Below are 16,782 nucleotides of genomic sequence, written 5' to 3' on the forward strand. Positions count from 1 at the left end.
TCTTTCAGAGGGTAAACGCGTGTGATACAAAAAAGAATCCTGCATCTAAAATCGTAGCTGCAAGATTCTTATAAGTAGTTATAAAATCAGAAATAAACGCCTTGCTAGTTTATCCATTGTTTTATGGAGTACCAAAACATTTAAAAGCAGCAGACAAAACAGAAGAAAAGAATTGCAGAACACAGAAAATAGTGTGGGTTCGATAGCTAGAAATAATTGATGAATACTTACGAATAAAAAAGGAAGTTGCATGACTGCTGTAACTACTCCCGGTACATAAGTATGATACTGCAGGCAAAAAACCAAATGAGCGACCAGATGCAAAGTATAAACAATCATCACATAAAAATACAATGAATTAGTGCCTGCATAAGAGCTATACAATGAAACACCAACCAATATCAAAAGTTCTTCTACTACTCCGATTGCCAGTACTGAGCCGTCCGTAACTCCTCCAAAAAGCGGTCTTTTTTTAGAAAAGACTTGTTCCTTATGAGTCATCACCCACTTTGGAACCGTAATGATTTCTTCAAAATCATGAATGACAAACAAAATTGGCAACCACAAATAATTACTTAACATAGTATTCCCCCCTCTAAATAGACTCAAGTGTGTCTATTATGATAAAGTATCCTTATGGTGAGTTCAAGGAAATTGGGAAATAGATACATATTGCTTATTTTGTGTCTACTTTAGCAGGCTAAAAGGAGGCTCCAATGAAGAATAAAGGAAATGCGAAATCAGACTATTCTAAAAATCAAATTCTTGTTTCGTTAATTGACAACATGCGCAATAAAGAATTTGAGAAGATATCTGTTAAGGAAATAGTAGATCAGGCGGAAGTTTCTAGAAAAACCTTCTATAGAAATTTTGATTCTAAAATCGAGGTGTTGGTAGTAGAAGTTGAGGTTATCGTTGCAGCATACATTTCAAGAATCAATGAAGCGACAAATTTGAGCTTTGAAACTATCGTCCTATTGGTGTTCTCAACGGCTGAAGAGCATGCTCTATTTATCGAGTTATTGGTAAGAAATAACCTTCTTTACTTATTAACCGACAGACTGTATGAAGAAATACTTTTGATTTACGAAAAGAAGAAAGCAGAAATCTTCGAGCAGTTCGGAGAAATGACAATCGCTAATACGCTGCTTTTCAGCTTTGGAGGATTTGAAAAATATATCAAACAGTGGATTAAAGAGACGCCTCGAAAAACGCCTCTGCAGGTTCAGGAGGATTTTAAGAGAATCATTGAGCTATTTATAAAGTCCTCGGAAGGAGCCTAATAAATTACGTTACGATCCACCTCTTAAATCCTATCACGATCCATGACTGTCACATCACTGATCACTAGGATACTCACATAGAAATTGAATGAATAATTTGCCATCCATTGTAACAGTTGATCAACAAGACTAAAATGATCACTCCTTGAAAAACCAAGGTCACTTTTTCTGGTGATAGGATAGTGCGAACTTTACTTCCTAATAGCCCTCCGATAATTGCTGCTGGGACAAGAAAAGCCAGCATGGATAAATCATAGCGGGCAAATCCAGAAGTAACCGCAATTGTCACAAGCTTAGACAGTTGAGAAAAGAAGATTGTGGCGATAGAATAAAGCGTCGCATCTTTGATTGGCAATGAAAATAGCAGCATCAAGAGGGCTACATTGATTGGGCCGCCGCCAATCCCTAGCAGACTGGCTAAAAATCCTAAAATCAGCCCACAAGCTAAATACCATAAAACACCAGAAAATTCGAAATTTTTCCAATCGTACTTCGTGTACAAAAATGCTAGAACTAACGTCACAATCGTCAAGATAATCTGGATCAATTTTACTAGTGCTTCATCTGCAAAGATTTGCAGGAAAAATTCAAAAGTTAAATTCCCTAGAACACCACCAATGATTGCTCCACCAGATATCCATCCAATCAAACTCCAGTTGAATTTGACGCCGCTCCCTATCTGTCGGAATGTAGAGACCAATGACATGGTGAATACCGCAACAGTCGAATAGAACGATATCGTTGCTACCGAATCAGCCCCAATAAAGTCAAAGACGGGCTTAATGATGACACCGCCGCCCATTCCAGAAATGGCCCCGACTGTATTGGCTAGTATAATCACAATGAAATAGAGCAACCCAACGATCATAGCTTAGCACCTTCCACTAACTTCATTATTTTAGGAATCTGCGGAATAAAGCTTTTTAATAAAGCCTGATAACCGCAAAAATCTGTTCTTTCATCTACATACATTGCATCCTTCATTCGCTTGCAGCCGCCACGACAAAGATCCTTAAAAGGGCAGGTAGTGCATTTTTGCGGCAACGTTGTTCGGGAACATAAAAATTCGCGCGCGATGCCCTTTTCAAACAACTCTCGTAATGTGCTTTCTTGAATATAGCCCATTCGATACTCATCTAATACATAGAAATCACACGGGTAAACACTGCCATCTGCTTCTATTACATACTGCACCTGGCAATTTCCTAGTATCCCACAGGCCGTTACTTGACTTCTTGCTAGCAGGTTAACAATATCGTCGAACAGCTTAATGCTAATATAATGGCCCTGTTCTAATTCTTTCAACCATAAACACAGAAGCTGTTGATAGAAATCGGCAAAGCTTTCTGGTGTCAAAGCATACGTGCTTCTCTTCGTCGCATTCAGATCATCTAAACAAGGAATGAACTGGATAAAACTAATCGTTTGTTCTTTGATAAACTGGAAAACTTTTTGAGGTTCTCTAGCCAAAGATTTCGTTAATACACATAAGATGTTGTACTCAATCCCATATTCATCGAATAGTTCCTTAGTCTGCATAACCTTTCTGAAGGTTCCACGTCCACGCGGATCTACTCGATTCATATCATGATAAAGCGGATGACCATCAATCGATAAACCCACCAGAAAATTATTTTCTTTCAAAAAATGACACCACTGACGATTGATGATGACGCCATTCGTCTGTATCGCATAGTTAACTTGTACTCTTTTTTCCTGTGCATTCACTAATGCCACAACATTCTTAAAGTACTCCAAGCCTGCCAGTGTGGGTTCGCCTCCTTGAAAAGCCAAAGATAAAGAATCCCCATTTTCCAAATCAACAAAGATGTTTTTGATCATACTTTCTGTAACATCCGTCTTCATTCTTCCGTAAGAGCGTACTTCTCTTAACGAACTAATATTAGCATAAAAACAATAGCTGCAGCGCAGGTTGCATAAGGATGATGCAGGCTTTATCAGAACTGAAATGTGCTTCATCTTGTTTCCCCTTGTCTAACTTCCTAGTTAATTCTTTTCCATACTCGACTGTACGATTCTCCCTAAGGTTGTAAAAACAGGCAAAGGTACTCACCGTTCCGTGCAGCACCCTCACCTTAACTATTAATAAATAATCTGCCTCATCTTATTTGTAGCTCACAATTGAATGTACCTGTTACACTTTGGAAATCCAGATCGGTGATCCCCAGGCAACCTGCCCATCGCTTTGAACAACTTTTGCAAAATAACTGGTTTCTTCTTTATTTATCGGTACTACAAATTGATCCGTGATTGCATATTGTTCTTCAGTAGCGGCTTGGTAAAGTTTTACTTTGTACGCATTGTGATACCAACTGTCGCTACGATAGTACTTCTCTAATCCAACACGTTCCTTCAGCAATTCTTTCGCTTCATCTTCAAAAACAATTAAATGACTGGTACGAAGCAAGTCAGAGATTAGATAGTCTTCTTGTCGTCCATTGATTGTTAAGCTCATCTTAGCCGAAGGGAGTGCTTCAATTTCAAAGATAAACCCTTCATTACGCATGGCCGCATCTCTCATCCAATGATCGCCGCCATTTTTTTGTGATTTTGCTTGAAAAGCGACTTTCTGCTTATTAAGCATTTCATACGAATTATCAAAACTGCTATAGACTTGCTCAACAGAGATTACGTCGCCATCGACCGTAAGTTCTCCCTGCCAAATCTTTTCATTAAATTCAGGGAAAAATTTGATATTGGGTCCCCAACCGCATTCCAGGCGAAACTTCACTCTAACCGGAGTATTAGTATCAGTCTGGGTTGCTGGCTTTCCTAGATGAATCTGATCCAATTCCCCATTTTTGTATAACTCTACTCGTTCGATTTTTCCATTCGCTACTGTGGCAATGTCCAGAGCCAGCTCTTTCTGATCAGTAGTAAAAATACTTCCCATTGGATGATCGTCACATTGCATCCAGACACTAATTTTCGAATCTGTAAATCCATAGGTTCTTCTCTCAGTAAAGGCCTCCCAGATCGCTTCTTTTGAATATTCTGCCGCCCAAACACCTGCTCTGCCATTTTTTACCATTGCCGGTACTTCATGGTTATCGCCAGAAGCAATGATGCCAAAATGTTGGCCCTGCTTCAAGCCTGAGACCACCGATGTGTCTTCTATTCTCGGTCCCATATGAATATGGCGTTCCATCGTTAGATTCGTCCTGTCTCCTTCAGAACTGCCGTGGTGCGAATAGACTTCTACAAATGGAGAAAAATGCTCATCATGTGTCTGCCAATTTTTACCGCGATTTCCTAATGAATAAGCTAAGTGGTGAGGAATACCAATCACCGCTTGAGCCTGAAAAAGTTTTACCAGATCCTGGTAACGTGGGGATAACTGGATATTCGCCTGCTGGTCGTTCTTAAAATAAATGTTATGATCGCCATCTTCTCCAGTTCCCTGCCATTCATAACCAATAAAGCTGATATAATTTTCTGTTTTATTTTTAGTCCCCAGACAGTCCTTGATAAAATCCCATTGCTCTTTCATCAGCTCAGAATCAATCTCTTCTTCTGCCTTGAAGCCTCCAGGACACTGCACCATATGATACGGATAATAAGCGAGAGTAAAGAAGTCTACTACGCGTTTACTATGTTCATACCACTTGGGCAATCGCTCAATTTGATCAGGATGAAGATTCAAGTGCAAATCAGTAATATAATCTTGATAGTCCATTCGTTATCCTCTTTCTCCTACATAATACCTAGCGCAACCATGGCAGCAGCAAATACTAAAATACCCACTAACAATTTATTGGTTGACCAGCCTTTTTTATCAACTAATAAATAGCTGACAAGTGCGACGATTAACGGCATTAAATTGGGCATGATTTTATCAAGGATCTCTTGAATGTTGATCGTCATGTCGCCGGATACGTATTGAAAAGCAATAGGTGCTTGAATCGTGCTAGAAGCAACTCCACCAATTACGATTAACCCGATCATGGTCAAAGCCGTAGTAATTTTGACCTTCATTGCTTCATTAGTCAGCACCTTCACTGCGTCCAATCCTAATGAGTAGCCCTTTACAAATAGCCAATACTTCATCGTGACGACGATCGCTAACCAAGAAATTAAGAAGGTCAAAGGGCCTACAGCAGAACCATTAGCCGACAAACCGATTCCAATACTCAGTAAAATAGGGTTCAAGGTTCCAACTAAAATTGAGTCTCCGATTCCTGCCAAAGGACCCATTAGCGCATTTTTTGTACTCGTTAAAATGTCTTCATCAAAGGAATCATCGTTCGCATACGTTTCTTCCAATGCCAACGAAATTCCTGGAATGATTGCACCGAGTTGCGGTTCAGTATTAAAGAATGCCAAATTCCTCTTAAGTGCCGTCCGCAGCCCATCCTTGTCATCCTTGTACAATTTCTCCAACGACCCCGAAAGTGAATGAGCAAAACCAGTTCCCATCATACGTTCATAGTTATGAGAGCTTAGAGCAAAGAACATCCAACGCCATGAAGCAACCGACACATCTTTTTTTGATAGTTTCACATTAGTCTTCATAATTTCCCTCCTCGTCTTGATAAAACGGCAATGAATCATTCATGGCTGCCGAAGTCGATTGTGTCCCGCTATCATTTTTGTTGTATCTAGCCATCACATAGATTAAGGAAATTGCGATTGCTATAAAAACTAATGCTGTTGTTGTAAGTTGGAAAGACGAGGCAAACACCCAACCAAAAATGAATAGGAAAATCATCCACTTCTCCTCAACAATTTGCTTCAACAAAATGGCAAAACCTAGTGCCGGCAGCATACGTCCACCAATTTGCAAAAAGTTTAGAACAAGCTCTGGCAGCGAATTCAATAATTTTTCAGCAAATGGTGCGCCAAAGTAACAAGTCAAAGATACAATTAGAAACCGTTCAGCAAAGGACACCGATGTTCCCATAATATTAGAGATGCGAACCCCACGTGCATCAGCCTGCTCCGCACAGCGGTCTGCTCTATGAGAAAATGCCGCTTGGATAGTCATAGTAAAATTGTGTAAAGCTACACCCAGTGCCCCTAGTGGAACAGCAAAAGCCACTGCTGTCTCAGCACTACCGCCAGCTGCTATCGCTAGTGGAATCCCAATGAAGCCTGCAAGATTCAAATCAGAAGGTACTGCTCCGCCAGGTGTGATCTGTCCAATAAAAATGGCTTGAACGGCTACCCCGCAAAGTACCCCAGCTTTCACATCACCCAAAATCACCCCACAAATCAGTCCTGCTACCAACGGACGGCCAATCCCATACCATCCACCCGTTGTACCAAACAACCACGGTACCTGATTACGTCCAAGATAAGCAAATAACCCAATTAAAAGTGCTTGCCATAATGCCATTTTTTCTCCTCCTGTTATCCCTTTTTATTTATTGATAATTTCATCAAAATCGACCTTCGCATCATTGGGAACCATTTGAGCAGTAAAATGCGTGCCATCATGGATCAACGTTTTAATAATCGCTACTTCTTCTTCCGTCAGGTGCACGGTCTTCCGATAAGAAGTAGTTCCTGGACGGTTAGGTACATTTCCCACATTTACATCAGCAAAGCGATACCCCAGCTCCGCTAACTTCTTCAAGGTTTCAACCCGTTGAAGGATCACCAATAACTTTTCTCCAGGATAAGAATCCTTATTGCTCAAACGCTCCACCGCTTTTTTAGAAGATAAGATCGACAGCTTCACTGAATTCGGCTTAGCCATTTTTAACGCCATCTTCTGCATCTCGTCCTTCACCGCACAATCATCAATCACCATAATTCGATCAATGTTTAGTTTAGGCGTCCAAGCAGTAGCAACCTGACCATGAATACCCCGTGCATCAATTCGGACATTCTTAACTTCAAACGGTTCTCCGCTTTTCGCCCGAGCTGACTGAGTAAGGTGTCTTTCTGTTTGAACTGGTCCTGTTTGCTGAGGATTTTTTACATTACTAATTCCAGTCTTGCCTTCTTGAATAATCTGTTCAATGGGTAAATCTCCTAGTACAGCCGTAACCGCCATTGGAAGATTCATTCCCGCTGCTATTTGCACTTTTTCATTGTCAAAGTATCTCTCAACAACCCCGTTACAAGGTGATCCACCAAGTAAATCAGCAAAAACCAGTATTTCTGTATACTCTGTCAATTGAGAATCTAGAGTGGCTAATTTGTTTTGAAATTCCTCTTTCCCATCTTCTGGCAACAACGAAACTACAAAGATATGTTCTTTCATGCCAGTGATCATCTCAATAGAATGCTTCATCCCTTTAGGCAGATCTCCATGACCTACAAAAACTATTGCTCTCATATAACTCCCCCTTTTCTAACCCCCGAAACTATCATAATCATTTGCATTTTTTGATCCCGCTGAATAAGCTTCTCGTTTGTTCACTCTCCATTCTTTTTGTACTTCAATTGGTCCTTTTAGAAGCGGATCATTCGTACGGACCATAAAATCCTTCAACAGTTTTCTCATCTTGAGCAATTCATTTTTGTGCTGCTCATCTTTTGCTAAATTATTTTTTTCATAAACGTCGTAATAAAGATCGTACAGGCATTCTGTGTCTTTGGTTACTTCGTCCAATCCATTCTCAGCATAAAACTCTTTCACTGGGGAGCTATCTATATTCGATCGATTGACCTTCAGGTACTCTGTATCGAAAAAACGAATGTATTTATATCTCTTTGTTCTTACAGAACGAACGGGTTCATAAGACGTATGGAAGTTAATCTCTGAAAAAACAGCATCGTCTCCCTCGTAGTCCTCTCCTGTAAATAATGGAGCAAAGCTCTCTCCTTCTAAATATTCGGGCTTATCCAGACCAATCAAGTCACATAACGTTGGCAGTACATCAATATGAGAAATCAGGCCGTCAAAGCTCTTCATTCTCTGTTTAGAATCAGGCACACGCATAGCTAACAGCACGCCCACTCCACTATCATTCAATGTACATTTTTCAAACGGATAAGCCAGCCCATGATCGGTAGTTAAAAGAATAATTGTTTCATCATACAAGCCGTTTTTCTTAAGCGCTTCTATTACTGCTCCAACATTTTCATCCGCCGTTCTCAAACTCGTTTTAAAGCGGGCATAATCTTCTCGTGTCAGTTCGTTGTTAGGAATATTAATGGGTGGCTGGGTGTAATTAGGATCCTCCCCTTCGTGTATCTCATCTGGAAATGCTCGGTGTGTTGCATGCATCCCATAAGAAACGAAGAATGGTTTTTCAGAGTCATATGCAGCAAGCCAGTTCACCAAGTTATCCGCATTGGCTTCATCCCAGTAAATTAAATCCTTCTCAGAGTATTTCGAATGATCCCCACTCAAATCCTCTTGGTAACCCAACGAACCGATGGCCATTTCATGACTTGTATAGTAGCCGATCTCATGTTGTACGCCGCATAGTGCTGTACGATACCCATTTTCCGCTAACAAATGTGCGAGATGCAGCTCCGTATCTAAGCTAAAGCCTCTCTGAGCAAGTCCCAGCATGCCATTTTGATGAGGAAATACCCCTGTCAACAAACCCGCACGACTAGGTGAACAGGTCGGTGCAACGCTGAAAGCATTTTGGAATAAAAGAGACTCTTCACATAGGCTCTGATAGTTTGGCGTATGCACGCCATAACCGTAAGAACTTATCACCCGCCCTGTATCGTGGGTATGAATATAAATGATATTCATAAACTTCCTCCTTCTTTTGATTTCACCTGAAATATAGCACCCTGTGAAAACGATAACAATAGGTCACGGTCATTTTGATACAATAAATTTTTTTGGTATAATACAAATTGTAAAGAAATGAGACAAATTTTCCTATAATTGCTTATTTGATCCCTCTATTCATCTTAACAAAGTAAGAAAGGGTTGATACCAATGACTTCAGAAGCACTCTATAAATCTATTTTTAATGATCTATGTAAACAAATTGAAGAGGGGATTTTTTCAAAGGGAGATATTTTACCGACAGAGGCAAAATTAGGAAAAAAGTACAATGTCTCCAGAGTGACCATTCGCCAGGCGATGCAGCTGCTAGCTGAGAATGATTATGTAAAAAAAATACAGGGAAGCGGCAGTCATGTGACCTACTCTCCTGTAAAAACAACATTGGATCGTTCTTCAAAAATTCGTTCCTTTTCTGAGGAAATGCTCAGCATTCAGAAAGTTCCCTCAGCCCGGGTTCTTAAATTTGAGTTGATTTTCGCATCAAATCAATTAGCAAAAGAGTTGGATCTAGAAGAAAAGGACCCCCTTTTTTATTACGAAAGGATTCTGTTTGCGGATGAGGAACCTTATTGCTTCGAATATGGCTATATGCCAACAAAATACTTTCCCGATTTTACTATAACCAATCTTACAGGATCAAAAATGAAATACATCGAGGATGAACGGAATTTTTCCCTAGTTTATAGCCAACAAATCGTACATGCAATTCTTGCTGATGAAAAACTGCACAATTATCTTAAGGTTTCACTGAACTCTCCTCTTCTTGAGGTTACTCATTTTGCTTATACTAAAGAGGCCTTACCTTTGCATAAAACATGTACTATCTTTGATTCTACAAAGTATCAAGCTCATTTTATTAAAATAAAATAGTCGACAACTTTATTATCCAATTGATCCCTTAGAAAATAAAGAACTTTCCTAGCAAAAAGTCGTGTATCACTGTCGTCCCTTCACCAAACCAATACTAAATCTACTCCGTCTAATCATAGTAGATTTAGTTCTAAAAACATACATCTACAGTTGCAAACAAAGATATTCTTCGTTGCTGACATCACAAAAAAGCTAAACCTCTTTTCTTCAGGTTTAGCTTTTATGCTGATTAGCAGCTCTAATTTATTAATAGCCATATCTAATGTTTGATAGAGAAGATAATTTTTTCAGCTTGCTCGATTGACTCGCCGATAAAGCAACTCCATCTTCTTTAAGTGCATTTGAAATATCTAGATTCATCCGACTCAAAATGAAGGGCACAGAGGATTCTTTTTTGGTTAACTCTTCTTTATAGGTCCCTAACACCTGCTGCAGGGACTTATTGAATGAATTGTTAGCCAATTCATTCAATAAGTCAGTAATGATAGCTAGTGCTTGTTCTCCTCGATCTTTTCCGCCTGAGAACCATTTCAATTTGCTCATACTCTTTCACTTCCTTCTAACTGACTGTTTTATCACTTAAAATCCCTATAAAAAATAACCATCTCAATTACACACAGCTATCCTTTGTTCCATCCAGCAGCTCCACCTGTAGCCCAATTTGCTGCGGCATTATTCCCGATAATTCCAATCGCTTTGCCCCAATCTACTGAGCACGAATGTTTCCCGCAGGATAGACCGTTGCCGTAGTATTTTCCACCAGTTATTTCTCTGATTTCTTTAGCACTTAATTCTTTAACGTTTTGCATATTTCGGTATGCTCCTTCAAGTTATTTTAGCACAAAAGTACTTTATCACAGCTAGTTTATTCGCGTGAAAAACCATCCTGAACCCAGAGAAATTTATCTTAAAGCATCCTTTGTTTAGTAAAAAATGTTCTACGTCTCCAGAAAAAGCCTTACTCAGATTGAGTAGGCTTTGCTCTTTGTGTTTAGTTTGTTCAGATACAGCATGCTAGGGGAGCACGCAAACATATGTTATAAAAATCAACTGAAAATGCACAGATGAGAAAAGGTTATTCTTTATTCAAAAGCACGACTATTAACAATGTATTCTTCCCCATCTACTTCAAATAGATAATAATGGTTTCCGTAAACAGATACAATATCTTCAGTTACTGTAACAGTCTTATTCATGAAGTCTCTACTAAAAGTAGTTCCTATGTAAGGATCAGCGGGAGACAAGGATAGTTTATATAAGTTATAGTTTCTTACTATTTCACAAGTTAGGTTAATAAAGGTAACTCCAGAAATTTTTCCACCTGGGGAATCCAAAAAAATTGATGCAATTTGATTAGAGCGATGGTTATTCAAATAATAAATTTGGGATCTATTATTAAGAATATTAAGTATTGCATATTTATTAAATAGCGGGACAGCAGGAAGTATTCCTTTAGAAATTGAATCTGCAGTTTTTTGTGCTGCAACCAACATTTCCTGATTGTTATTAGTTTCAGCGTCATACAAATCAGCCATGACTGCCCCATTATCATGTTGTAATCCTAAAATATGGCCCATTTCGTGCCTGACAGTTGAGACTAACTGTACATAGCCTGCAGTTCCTTTTCCAGATAAAGAATCACTTAAAGCTATGGTATTTAAAAATATTCTACTAATACTATTTCCCCAACCTATTCCAGAATATCCCATATCTGCATAAGAATCTTCTTCAGTTGACTGCAAAACCAAATCAATTTGACTGTCTGTTGCATTTACAATAGATTTTTCAACTATCACCATTCTTCCTACTGCTTGATTCCAAGATTGTGCAGCTTCTTTTACAGCTAATTGATAGTCTTCTCCTAATAAGGATGAATCATAAATAATAGTTCCGTATTCGTTCACACTAGTAGTTGTACCATAACTTAAACCAGGATATTGATATTCAATAATAGATGTTTTGGCTATGTCCACTGATTTCGCATTCACGTTAGTTGTGCCTATAAAACAAATAGAACTAAGTAGAAATACCGCACTAATTTTTTTTAATTTGTTCATTACTTTCCTCCTTTAATTTTGAACAACTCGATTGCATTTGTCCGAAAAAAATCCTTCTCGCTTCTAACGTCTCTGACCTAAACCAATCAAATCTACCGAATCAACACGCCTTGGTTTAATCGTTTCGATTGATTCTCGACATACCCAGGTTGAAATTTTTTCAATAAACCACTCAATGGGCTCATCCCCAGAAATAGCTGAGCAATTCCAGACAGGATATTCCCACCATCTTAACTTCAATAGAGCGTGACAGATATCATCGCTAAACCGATAACGAATAATTTTAGCTGGAACTCCTCCAACAATTGCATATGGAGGGACATCTTTGGTTACTACAGAACCAGCCGCAACTACTGAGCCAGTTCCAATGCAAATCCCTGACTTCAATAATACATCTTGCCCAATCCAAACATCGTTCTCGATAGTTACTCCTGTTTCGTTACTTTTTTGTTGATCAAAGGATGTTTGAGAAAAGCCACCGACTTGAGCTTTTTGGTCAAAATTCCAAGATTGACCAATAATTTCTCTAGGGATAGTTACAGGCGACGTGGTAAATCGAGTAAGTGGATGCTGTGCGGACATCAGTTTAACATTCGAAGCAATTGAACAATACCGTCCAATGATAGTTTTTGAAGGAAACATACTCGAGGAATAACTGTATATTCCCATAGTTGGTAATGTTTTATCAAATGAATTCACTGTATAAATACAATTACTCTCCATAAAAAAAGCCTCATCAATTGTTAAATAATGACTATCTGCCAGACCTTCCTGCTTATATACTGAAAAAAATATTTCTTCTCTCTTAAAATAATTCCTAATTTCCGGGGTGATTTCAATCGTTCTCATGCTTTCTCCCTAATCAGCTCAGAGGTTTGACTTATTTGTCCCCTCATCCATTTTCTTTATTGTATACAAATAATCCCAAAAATCTCTTTCCCACTGATCCAGTGCAGAAAGATGCTCCCATGGCATCGAATGTTTTTCAAATTCAACAAAATGTCTTACTTTTACCTGTTCTCTAGCCCTATGTATTTCTAAGAATTTGTTTGGATTTGTACTTTGGGCCCAATTAAATAACCAACGATCGTTTTTTTGATAGTTATACTCATAAGGCAATAAGCGAACACTTTTTTCACAAAGAATATTTAGGATTGTTTGATCTAAATAAAGGAACTCGTTTTTGTTTATCAGACTTAAAATTTCTTCAGGAGTGATCAACTCGTTGAACTTAGCAACATTAAAAAGGATAAACCCGGAATTAAAATAGTTCTTCATCGTCTGAACACCGAAATGCTCTGCACTATCCTCTTTATCGCTAATAACCGTAAAATAAAAATCTCGAACTGCAGCAATCGCCTTTTCTTCGGATATAAGCTCAAAAAAAGTAGTGGCATCATCATAAACAATCGTATCATTATCTAAATACAGAATACTGTCGTAGCTGCTGAAATATGAAGGCAGAAATAATCGCCACAATGTGACTTCTGGAAACCGCGAATTATTATAATTTTTTATTCCTGTTACTATTTCAGGGGGATACCAGATACTAATAGATACGTTTTTCTCTCCATAAAATTTAGCGATACTTTTCAGTTTTATTATTTCTTGGTTTCCCAGCTCACTAACAACAACTAGTATATCCAGAGGTTCTTTCCCCTCATAATTGTGTACAACTGAAGCGATTGATACTGCAGCTAATTGTATGTGAGGCCCAGTAACACAGTAAACGACTGCCTTTTTCTTCATAATTCACATCCAAAAATTCTTTATAAGAGACTTCTTGCTCTCCCTAGTAGAAGATCTTTCTACTTCTATCATATAACATAGTTTTTTTGATCTACTGCTTCTTCCCAAACTTGGGAAACAACCGGCCAATACCAAAAATTTCAATACTATGTTGTATCCTATTAGCTGGTTAAATTCAAAAAAGACTGAAAAGCTGGATCTAGTGCACGATCAGCTTTTCAGTCTTTTATTCTAGTATTTCTACTTTTACAACCTTAGCAAAAATAGCTGGATATACCTCCAATATAGGTCCTTCATAAGTAACCTTCACATAACTACCATCCGGAATCTCAGTAACCACGTCATCTACTCTATACCACATATACCCTGATCCTGCTATCGCATCCGTTAACTCACTAGAAAATAGAATATCCTTGTACTCCTTTTCCTCTAAAGGATTCTGAAATTTTTCCCGCTGATCTAGGTAACCCTCCCAATAATAGCCTTCTAAAGAACTACTCTCTTCTGACAATGTAGAACTGCTTTCAACTGGCTGGCCATTAGCACTGCTACTTGAAGAAGACCCAGATGATCGGTTAGGGGCTGGCACAGAAGAATCTTTTCCAATACTGCTCATTCCAAAAAGTATAAATAAAAATACGATAAAACCAACAACTATTAATCCATTCCTTTTTCTCATACTACTCCTCTTTCACTTTTAGATAAGCAACTTGTCAGTGATCGATCAAGACAATTATATCATCAATCATCCTATACCTAAATCTACCGAAAGGATCTTACTCATTTATCAGGAAGTACAATCATTCGAAAAACTATTCACGATTGATTCTTCATAGGTTCAGGATTATTTTAACTATACGGAAACATTAAGCCGTATAATCAGCTTGTATCAAAAAACTAGCAGGAAAGAAAGTGAGTATCTATGAAAAAAGTACACAAATTAACTATCCGTGAAACACAAAAAATCATTGGTGGTATCTATTGTAGCAATGGAGTGAACTGCGGAAAATATACTTGTACCGTTAATTGGGTCCAATCGTGGAATGAAAGCTTAGATCGGTGGGACAATTCTCTTGTTGGCGGCTTGCTAAGTATACGTCAAAAATAAATTCTGGGAAGGAAGTTTTTTATTTGAAAGACAGTAAACTATTCGAATTGATTGATAAATCATACAACGAAGATCTCTCAAATCAGCCGGCAAAGTACAAGGAAACCCTTTTGGAGAGTGCAAAAATGCTGCATGAGGGTTCTGATGAGCTGAGTGTTTGTGCGCGCATTTATAAGAGCTATAATGAGAATTTATGGTACCTATGAGTTTTCCGAAAGAAAATAGACTGTTATATCTGTACATCCTCGATGAACTAAAAAAAACAGATCAAAAAAGGTTGCGTGATTTTACTATGGGATATGGACTTATTTCAACTCATATTACTTTTAAGCCCCTTTAAATCGATGAATAGGGATGTCTTGCCTTTGAAAATTAATTTCAGTACGAAAAAATAAAAAGCAACCCCTCCATCACCTTTACAAGTCTGGACGAATCGCTATGTTTTCTTATCCAAAGTCATACTCTCGATTGGATTTCACCAATCCGATTGAGGTGGCAAAGAGCCAAGATTTGGCCTCAAGTTCGATCCTCAATTTTTCCAATTCTTTAAACGTCAGCTTGTTTTCTTTAAGCTGTTCTCTTTTTGGTGCAAATAATTCTTTCATCATTAATTCCTCCTACTCCGATAGTAAAATCGCTGCTTATTCTAAAAGATACCTTTGATTTTCAGCGCGAAGCCCTCTGGTTGAAAACAATCCGCTTTTGAATCGTTGGGTGCGGAAAAAATCGACATTCATATCCTTTATTCCTGATCAAATACTGGGAGGGGCACGAATAATTCTTTACTGACAGTCAAATAATCCTTAAGCTTCAATTGTTTCCAGCGTATCAAGTCGTTTCGTCATCCAAAAGAAATCAATCGCTTGTCGCTTGAAAGAAAATAGAAAAATATGGTAATCTCTCTTCAAATAGAACAAGCTTGAAACCTTGCGAGCTGTTAATACCAATCTCGGATGATTGTGTGCCTTGGCAAAAGCTTCACAACTGGCCATCAGCTGATCACCGATAGATTGGCCTTGATATTCTGGTAACACAGCGACCTGCCGCACACGGGCGACCCGCCAGCGGTACAGCTGGACAGAAGCTGTACCGACGACTTCCCCATTTTCAATTGCTACAAAAACAATCAACTTTTCTTCTTGTTTATAATCGATTTTGCTGCCGAGTACTTGTTTTCGCAATTTCACGGCACCAAAATGTTCTTTACTAAAATGTTCAGCAATTCTTATCTCCATCCACTAAACCTCCTTGCTTTTTACCAGTTTTCCCAATCATTTTCATGAGGGGCTTGATCGTCAGAAGCATTGTTTCTTGGATCATTGTCCCAAGGTCCAAAGTGATTAGGACCAAAACCCCGACCCCGAAATTCATTGCGCATTTTTTCTTTCCACGCCCGTTTCAATTTACGTCGTTCATGGGGCGTCATGCGGCCGAAATCATTCATCATTGGATCAAACTGCACCCGAATTTCTTTTAAGGCTTCAATGGCATCAAAAGGATTGTTTGGGAAATCAGGACCATCACCAAACTCTTCACTCCAACCAGTAATTACTTTATTCAACAATTGATCCAATGTATGTTGTTCCTCTACCGTTAGACCAGCAAAGAAATTTTCTGATCGTTCTTCTTTTTGCTTCGAAGGACTGACCTTCTTACGACCTTCGTCTGTGATATACACACGCTTAATCCGTTTGTCTGTTTCATCCTCGCGTCGTTCAATTTCCCCACGTCTTGCTAATTTGTTTAACACTTCCGTTAATGAGCTTGGTCGAACATCCAGTATTTCTGCCAAAACACCTGAAGTTAATCCATTTTCCTCTGCCAAAATATCTAAAATAAGCTGTTGTGTAGGGGCTTTTTTCTCACATTTTCCAGCATCCATCACTCGACGACTAGCCTGACCAACATAGGACAACCGCTGCAATAATTCTTTTGTATACTCACTCATAGTGATTCCTCCTTATTTACTTAGGTACCTAACCTTTGATAAAT

Annotated in this window: 21 protein-coding genes; 4 read left to right on the top strand and 17 right to left on the bottom strand. The window is 38.6% G+C overall.

The genetic code is table 11. The annotated features are described in order from the left end of the window. Positions 1 to 78: 78 nt before the first annotated feature. Positions 79 to 582, bottom strand: a complete 504-nt coding sequence (locus IGI46_RS02985; RefSeq protein WP_429972833.1) for an HXXEE domain-containing protein — start codon at positions 580 to 582, stop codon at positions 79 to 81. Between the two features lie 134 nt (positions 583 to 716). On the opposite strand from IGI46_RS02985, the gene IGI46_RS02990 reads away from it, so the two are divergent. Further along, positions 717 to 1,283, top strand: a complete 567-nt coding sequence (locus IGI46_RS02990) for a TetR/AcrR family transcriptional regulator (RefSeq protein ID WP_429972834.1) — start codon at positions 717 to 719, stop codon at positions 1,281 to 1,283. A 73-nt stretch (positions 1,284 to 1,356) separates the two neighbouring features. On the opposite strand, the gene IGI46_RS02995 is transcribed toward IGI46_RS02990, so the two are convergent. From IGI46_RS02995 to IGI46_RS03025, 7 genes are all read right to left on the bottom strand, one after another. Next, entirely contained in the window at positions 1,357 to 2,148 is a 792-nt protein-coding gene (locus tag IGI46_RS02995) for a sulfite exporter TauE/SafE family protein (protein WP_429973940.1), read from the bottom strand. Further along, a complete protein-coding gene (locus IGI46_RS03000; RefSeq protein WP_429972835.1) occupies positions 2,148 to 3,263 on the bottom strand; it encodes an SPASM domain-containing protein in 1,116 nt (371 codons plus the stop codon). Before IGI46_RS03000 ends, IGI46_RS02995 begins: the two co-directional genes overlap by 1 nt. Positions 3,264 to 3,438: 175 nt before the next feature. Then, positions 3,439 to 4,980 (bottom strand): hypothetical protein, encoded by a 1,542-nt coding sequence (locus tag IGI46_RS03005; protein WP_429972836.1) that lies wholly within the window; start codon positions 4,978 to 4,980, stop codon positions 3,439 to 3,441. Between the two features lie 17 nt (positions 4,981 to 4,997). Next, the gene (locus IGI46_RS03010) at positions 4,998 to 5,816 is read right to left on the bottom strand and encodes a PTS system mannose/fructose/sorbose family transporter subunit IID (protein ID WP_429964824.1); all 819 of its coding nucleotides are present in this window, start codon (positions 5,814 to 5,816) and stop codon (positions 4,998 to 5,000) included. After that, a complete protein-coding gene (locus tag IGI46_RS03015; protein ID WP_429972837.1) occupies positions 5,806 to 6,639 on the bottom strand; it encodes a PTS mannose/fructose/sorbose/N-acetylgalactosamine transporter subunit IIC in 834 nt (277 codons plus the stop codon). Before IGI46_RS03015 ends, IGI46_RS03010 begins: the two co-directional genes overlap by 11 nt. Before the next feature lie 24 nt (positions 6,640 to 6,663). Next, positions 6,664 to 7,587: a PTS mannose/fructose/sorbose transporter subunit IIAB gene (locus IGI46_RS03020; RefSeq protein WP_429972838.1), complete on the bottom strand. Its 924-nt coding sequence runs from the start codon at positions 7,585 to 7,587 to the stop codon at positions 6,664 to 6,666. 15 nt (positions 7,588 to 7,602) lie between these two features. Further along, positions 7,603 to 8,964 carry a sulfatase family protein gene (locus tag IGI46_RS03025; RefSeq protein ID WP_429972839.1) on the bottom strand — a complete coding sequence of 454 codons (1,362 nt, stop codon included), beginning with the start codon at positions 8,962 to 8,964 and terminating at the stop codon, positions 7,603 to 7,605. A gap of 192 nt (positions 8,965 to 9,156) precedes the next feature. On the opposite strand from IGI46_RS03025, the gene IGI46_RS03030 reads away from it, so the two are divergent. Continuing rightward, positions 9,157 to 9,876, top strand: coding sequence for a GntR family transcriptional regulator (locus IGI46_RS03030; protein WP_429972840.1), 720 nt, complete (start codon positions 9,157 to 9,159; stop codon positions 9,874 to 9,876). Between the two features lie 246 nt (positions 9,877 to 10,122). Here the strand turns inward: IGI46_RS03030 and IGI46_RS03035 are convergent, their stop codons facing one another. The 6 genes from IGI46_RS03035 to IGI46_RS03060 form a co-directional block, all read right to left on the bottom strand. Beyond that, positions 10,123 to 10,419 (bottom strand): bacteriocin immunity protein, encoded by a 297-nt coding sequence (locus IGI46_RS03035; protein WP_429972841.1) that lies wholly within the window; start codon positions 10,417 to 10,419, stop codon positions 10,123 to 10,125. Between the two features lie 77 nt (positions 10,420 to 10,496). Then, the gene (locus IGI46_RS03040; RefSeq protein ID WP_429972842.1) at positions 10,497 to 10,685 is read right to left on the bottom strand and encodes a leucocin A/sakacin P family class II bacteriocin; all 189 of its coding nucleotides are present in this window, start codon (positions 10,683 to 10,685) and stop codon (positions 10,497 to 10,499) included. Between the two features lie 273 nt (positions 10,686 to 10,958). Then, the gene (locus tag IGI46_RS03045; protein ID WP_429972843.1) at positions 10,959 to 11,933 is read right to left on the bottom strand and encodes a matrixin family metalloprotease; all 975 of its coding nucleotides are present in this window, start codon (positions 11,931 to 11,933) and stop codon (positions 10,959 to 10,961) included. 63 nt (positions 11,934 to 11,996) lie between these two features. Then, complete coding sequence (locus IGI46_RS03050; RefSeq protein WP_429972844.1) at positions 11,997 to 12,782, bottom strand: CatB-related O-acetyltransferase; 786 nt, start codon at positions 12,780 to 12,782, stop codon at positions 11,997 to 11,999. An 18-nt stretch (positions 12,783 to 12,800) separates the two neighbouring features. After that, on the bottom strand, positions 12,801 to 13,682 hold the full coding sequence (locus tag IGI46_RS03055) for a glycosyltransferase family 8 protein (RefSeq protein WP_429972845.1): 882 nt from the start codon (positions 13,680 to 13,682) through the stop codon (positions 12,801 to 12,803). A 226-nt stretch (positions 13,683 to 13,908) separates the two neighbouring features. Next, on the bottom strand, positions 13,909 to 14,361 hold the full coding sequence (locus tag IGI46_RS03060; protein ID WP_429964832.1) for a hypothetical protein: 453 nt from the start codon (positions 14,359 to 14,361) through the stop codon (positions 13,909 to 13,911). 243 nt (positions 14,362 to 14,604) lie between these two features. Here IGI46_RS03060 and IGI46_RS03065 point away from each other — a divergent pair, with 243 nt between their 5' ends. After that, positions 14,605 to 14,790 carry a leucocin A/sakacin P family class II bacteriocin gene (locus tag IGI46_RS03065; RefSeq protein WP_429972846.1) on the top strand — a complete coding sequence of 62 codons (186 nt, stop codon included), beginning with the start codon at positions 14,605 to 14,607 and terminating at the stop codon, positions 14,788 to 14,790. A 23-nt stretch (positions 14,791 to 14,813) separates the two neighbouring features. After that, entirely contained in the window at positions 14,814 to 14,996 is a 183-nt protein-coding gene (locus tag IGI46_RS03070; RefSeq protein ID WP_429964833.1) for a hypothetical protein, read from the top strand. A gap of 240 nt (positions 14,997 to 15,236) precedes the next feature. Here IGI46_RS03070 and IGI46_RS03075 read toward each other — a convergent pair whose 3' ends face one another. The 3 genes from IGI46_RS03075 to IGI46_RS03085 all read right to left on the bottom strand — a co-directional run bounded on the left by IGI46_RS03075 (position 15,237) and on the right by IGI46_RS03085 (position 16,738). After that, a complete protein-coding gene (locus IGI46_RS03075; protein WP_207700687.1) occupies positions 15,237 to 15,395 on the bottom strand; it encodes a hypothetical protein in 159 nt (52 codons plus the stop codon). 198 nt (positions 15,396 to 15,593) lie between these two features. Continuing rightward, a complete protein-coding gene (locus tag IGI46_RS03080) occupies positions 15,594 to 16,025 on the bottom strand; it encodes a GNAT family N-acetyltransferase (protein WP_207700688.1) in 432 nt (143 codons plus the stop codon). Between the two features lie 20 nt (positions 16,026 to 16,045). Further along, on the bottom strand, positions 16,046 to 16,738 hold the full coding sequence (locus IGI46_RS03085) for a MarR family winged helix-turn-helix transcriptional regulator (protein WP_207700689.1): 693 nt from the start codon (positions 16,736 to 16,738) through the stop codon (positions 16,046 to 16,048). Positions 16,739 to 16,782 lie beyond the last annotated feature (44 nt).

Source organism: Enterococcus sp. AZ163 (assembly GCF_050498925.1).
Lineage (GTDB): Bacteria > Bacillota > Bacilli > Lactobacillales > Enterococcaceae > Enterococcus_A > Enterococcus_A ferrettii.

What these genes read in the sequence shown, in the direction of transcription:
- IGI46_RS03015 (WP_429972837.1), bottom strand. Translation starts at nt 6,639, where the DNA reads ATGGCATTATGGCAAGCACTTTTAATTGGGTTATTTGCTTATCTTGGA.
- IGI46_RS03075 (WP_207700687.1), bottom strand. Translation starts at nt 15,395, where the DNA reads ATGAAAGAATTATTTGCACCAAAAAGAGAACAGCTTAAAGAAAACAAG.
- IGI46_RS02990 (WP_429972834.1), top strand. Translation starts at nt 717, where the DNA reads ATGAAGAATAAAGGAAATGCGAAATCAGACTATTCTAAAAATCAAATT.
- IGI46_RS03055 (WP_429972845.1), bottom strand. Translation starts at nt 13,682, where the DNA reads ATGAAGAAAAAGGCAGTCGTTTACTGTGTTACTGGGCCTCACATACAA.
- IGI46_RS03080 (WP_207700688.1), bottom strand. Translation starts at nt 16,025, where the DNA reads ATGGAGATAAGAATTGCTGAACATTTTAGTAAAGAACATTTTGGTGCC.
- IGI46_RS03065 (WP_429972846.1), top strand. Translation starts at nt 14,605, where the DNA reads ATGAAAAAAGTACACAAATTAACTATCCGTGAAACACAAAAAATCATT.
- IGI46_RS03005 (WP_429972836.1), bottom strand. Translation starts at nt 4,980, where the DNA reads ATGGACTATCAAGATTATATTACTGATTTGCACTTGAATCTTCATCCT.
- IGI46_RS03085 (WP_207700689.1), bottom strand. Translation starts at nt 16,738, where the DNA reads ATGAGTGAGTATACAAAAGAATTATTGCAGCGGTTGTCCTATGTTGGT.
- IGI46_RS03030 (WP_429972840.1), top strand. Translation starts at nt 9,157, where the DNA reads ATGACTTCAGAAGCACTCTATAAATCTATTTTTAATGATCTATGTAAA.
- IGI46_RS03045 (WP_429972843.1), bottom strand. Translation starts at nt 11,933, where the DNA reads ATGAACAAATTAAAAAAAATTAGTGCGGTATTTCTACTTAGTTCTATT.
- IGI46_RS03025 (WP_429972839.1), bottom strand. Translation starts at nt 8,964, where the DNA reads ATGAATATCATTTATATTCATACCCACGATACAGGGCGGGTGATAAGT.
- IGI46_RS03020 (WP_429972838.1), bottom strand. Translation starts at nt 7,587, where the DNA reads ATGAGAGCAATAGTTTTTGTAGGTCATGGAGATCTGCCTAAAGGGATG.
- IGI46_RS02985 (WP_429972833.1), bottom strand. Translation starts at nt 582, where the DNA reads ATGTTAAGTAATTATTTGTGGTTGCCAATTTTGTTTGTCATTCATGAT.
- IGI46_RS03060 (WP_429964832.1), bottom strand. Translation starts at nt 14,361, where the DNA reads ATGAGAAAAAGGAATGGATTAATAGTTGTTGGTTTTATCGTATTTTTA.
- IGI46_RS03040 (WP_429972842.1), bottom strand. Translation starts at nt 10,685, where the DNA reads ATGCAAAACGTTAAAGAATTAAGTGCTAAAGAAATCAGAGAAATAACT.
- IGI46_RS03035 (WP_429972841.1), bottom strand. Translation starts at nt 10,419, where the DNA reads ATGAGCAAATTGAAATGGTTCTCAGGCGGAAAAGATCGAGGAGAACAA.
- IGI46_RS03050 (WP_429972844.1), bottom strand. Translation starts at nt 12,782, where the DNA reads ATGAGAACGATTGAAATCACCCCGGAAATTAGGAATTATTTTAAGAGA.
- IGI46_RS03000 (WP_429972835.1), bottom strand. Translation starts at nt 3,263, where the DNA reads ATGAAGCACATTTCAGTTCTGATAAAGCCTGCATCATCCTTATGCAAC.
- IGI46_RS03010 (WP_429964824.1), bottom strand. Translation starts at nt 5,816, where the DNA reads ATGAAGACTAATGTGAAACTATCAAAAAAAGATGTGTCGGTTGCTTCA.